The sequence below is a fragment of the Photobacterium frigidiphilum genome, from assembly GCF_003025615.1.
GTDB classification, from domain to species: Bacteria; Pseudomonadota; Gammaproteobacteria; order Enterobacterales; family Vibrionaceae; genus Photobacterium; species Photobacterium frigidiphilum.
The window spans coordinates 1-3,172 of record NZ_PYMJ01000089.1 but is presented as its reverse complement, the minus strand read 5'-3'; the positions used below and the strand labels follow the sequence as shown (position 1 = coordinate 3,172).

The window sequence follows — 3,172 nt, the reverse complement described above, 5'->3', positions numbered from 1 at the left end:
ACGCGATCGTCGTGTTGCCAATTACTGATGATATCTTCAGAGATCCAAATGTCGAACCGCCCGCGTTGCCTGAGAGCCTGATTATACTCCCGATAGTTATTTAGCGCGTAGGTATGCTTCTTAAAATGATGGCGTTTTCTGTCATTGTGTTTGTAAGGCATGTGTTAAACAGCTAACCGGAATGAAGGGCTGGTTATGATAACTGAACTCAGTGTTAATGGGGTTTTGCGCCCATCCCCTCGAAATTAACCTTAGGAGGCACTCACTTAAGTTATGATGATGAAAAATAACGATAAAGGGCAATCATCATCGCAAGTCTAAATACTAAACGTATTCAAATACTCAATGAATCCGAGATAAACGAACTTTACGTACTTCCAAACTTTAATCGCACGGATAGAGAAGATTACTTTTCACTGGATAATGAAACCCAAAAGCTCGTTAATGAGTTAAGACGCTTAGAAACAAGGGCTTATTTCATTCTACTTTTAGGATACTTCAGAGCGCGGCCAATAATCTTCAACTTTTCATTTTCTGAGGTCGTTTCAGATCTTGATTTCATCCGGAGTAAACATTTCAATGGCAAGGATGTGCCAATGGAAGATTTATCACCCACAACCAAAACAAAATTAATTAATAAATTACTTAAATATACTGGGTTCTCTTCGTTTCAAAGCAAAAACCATAAAACGCCATTAATTGAAAGACTTAACTATGTGGTGAAAATCAATTTAGAGCCTCGATATGTTTTTGATGAGTGTATTGCCTATTTTGGTCAAAACAGGATAGCGTTAGCCGGTTACACAACACTTCAAGACATAATTTCGTTAGTTCTAACTAATGAACGGAATCGAATTGAAAAAGTATTGCATGACAACTTATCTCTAGGTAACCGGGCTACATTACTCAAATTACTTGAATCTAATAATACATTTACTGATTTAGCAAAACTAAAGAAGATGGCCAAAGACTTCTCTACCAGTGAAATAAATCAGGAACTAAAGACACATAAGATTATACGCACCCTTTATCCAGATATTAAGATACTCATATCAGAACTGGAATTGTCACCTAAAAATCTTGAATACTATGCATCTTTGGTAAAGCACAAATCTGTTTACAAGCTTCGTCGTCATACTGATAGCCAAACCATTTTATACCTAGTTTGTAACAATCTATATTTTAGGTATAGAGAAACTAACGATAATTTAGTTTCAGCATTCATGTTCTTGGTAAGAAAACTCACTGAGTCGGCTAAGGCGTTTGCAAAACAACAAATTATTGAAGACATAGACATTGTTCGAACTAAACTAAAATCAGCGGGCGATTTATTAAAATATTTTATTGATGTTGATATCGATGATGATCTTAGTTTTGGTGAAGTGAGAACAAAAGCTTTCCAGCTGCTTCCTGCAGAAAGCATTCGCTTATTAAGTAATCATCTTGACAACAATGATTTTGATGGTCGTCAATACGAATGGCAGTTTATTGATAAGCAATCTTACAAGATAAAAAAACTACTCCGTTCCATTTTTATAGCCATTGATATTGAGTTTAATCAACTTAAAGAAGAATTGGCAGAGTTATACAATGTTGCACACTTAGAATTGACTACATTTAATATCATTAAAACTATCAATCTCGATGTGGTCCCAAAATCAGACGGGACTTATATGGAAGGCGATAACACAAACAAAACAGCAAACCGTTTCGAGTATTTTCTTTATCGAAAAGCCGAACAGCTATTTAGAAGCAATCTATTAACGGTGAAAGAAAGTGTCAATAACAGAAGTCTTGCCTCTGACTTAATCCAATCCAAAGAATGGTTCTATAAAGACGAAATCATTGAAAAAACTGGACTTGATAAACTCGTTGCTCCCATTAACCATACTTTAGCTGACAAACATCAGCAGTTAGAACGAAAGTTGAAGGAAGTAAGCAATCATATTTTTAATGGCGAAAACAAATATGTAGAGTTCTTATCTGGTAAAAACGAATTGAAGTGGTCAATCCCGAATCGTCGCTGGCAACAATCCATTGATAACCCTCTCTATAACCAAATACAACATATGGGTATTGTCGAGTTAATGTCATTTGTGAATCAGAAAACTGGATTTTTGAATGCTTTCACGCACATTTCAGCCAATAAAGAAAAGGTACTGGTTAACAATGAAGATCTCATTGCTTGCATCCTCGCGAACGGTACTAATTACGGCCTATATAAAATGGCGAATATCTCCGACCGCTCAATGGGGAAATTACGAAGTGTTGATGACAGTTATATTCGGCTTGAAACGTTAGGTCAGTCTAATGATCTGATATCGAATGCTATCGCCAGGCTGCCAATTTTTGAGCATTATCATATCGATGATAAACAATTATTTTCAAGTATTGATGGTCAAAAATTCGAATGCCGGATCAATACATTTAAAGCTCGCTATTCATCAAAATACTTTTCAAAAGGAAAAGGTGTCTCCGCATTAACGCTTGTTTCAAATCATGTTCCCGTAAGTACACAGGTTATTGGTGCTAATGAATATGAAGGGCATTTTGCTTTTGATCTACTCTATAATAATTCATCTACATTACAGCCGAACACTTTATCTACAGACAACCATGGTACCAACAACGTTAATTTCGCTATTTTAGATTTCTTTGGTTATACCTTTGCTCCTCGGTACGCAAAAATGAAGCGGACTTTCTTTGATCTGTTTGAAGTTTCTGAAGAGAGTGGAAGATACATTCAGCTAAAAAAAGACATTAACCATTCATTGATATCTAAAGAATGGGACGCAATTCAGCACGTTATCTGCTCTTTAAGCAGAAAGACAACAACCCAAAGTACCATCATTCGGAAATTGAGTAATGGTAAAAGCCGAACATTAGCAGCGCTTCATGAGTATGATCGACTTATAAAGTGTATATATATCCTAGAATATATCGATAATTCAACGCTTCGGCATTATGTTCAGCAAGCCTTAAATAGAGGTGAAGCTTATCATCAGTTGAAACGAGCTATTACTTCAGTTAATGGCAACAAGTTTCGTGGAGGTAATGATTATCAAGTGTCTCAATGGAATGACTGCGCGAGATTAATTTCAAATTGCATAATTTATTACAATTCAGCGTTGCTATCAGCATTTCTTCAAATACACAAAAAGAACGGTCGGCA

The 3,172-nt window shown here is 35.9% G+C and carries 1 protein-coding gene; it reads left to right on the top strand.

The features are described from left to right. Positions 1-302: 302 nt before the first annotated feature. Positions 303-3,172, top strand: a 2,870-nt coding sequence (locus C9J12_RS29695) for a Tn3 family transposase (RefSeq protein WP_170111926.1), incomplete at its 3' end; no start/stop codon positions are given.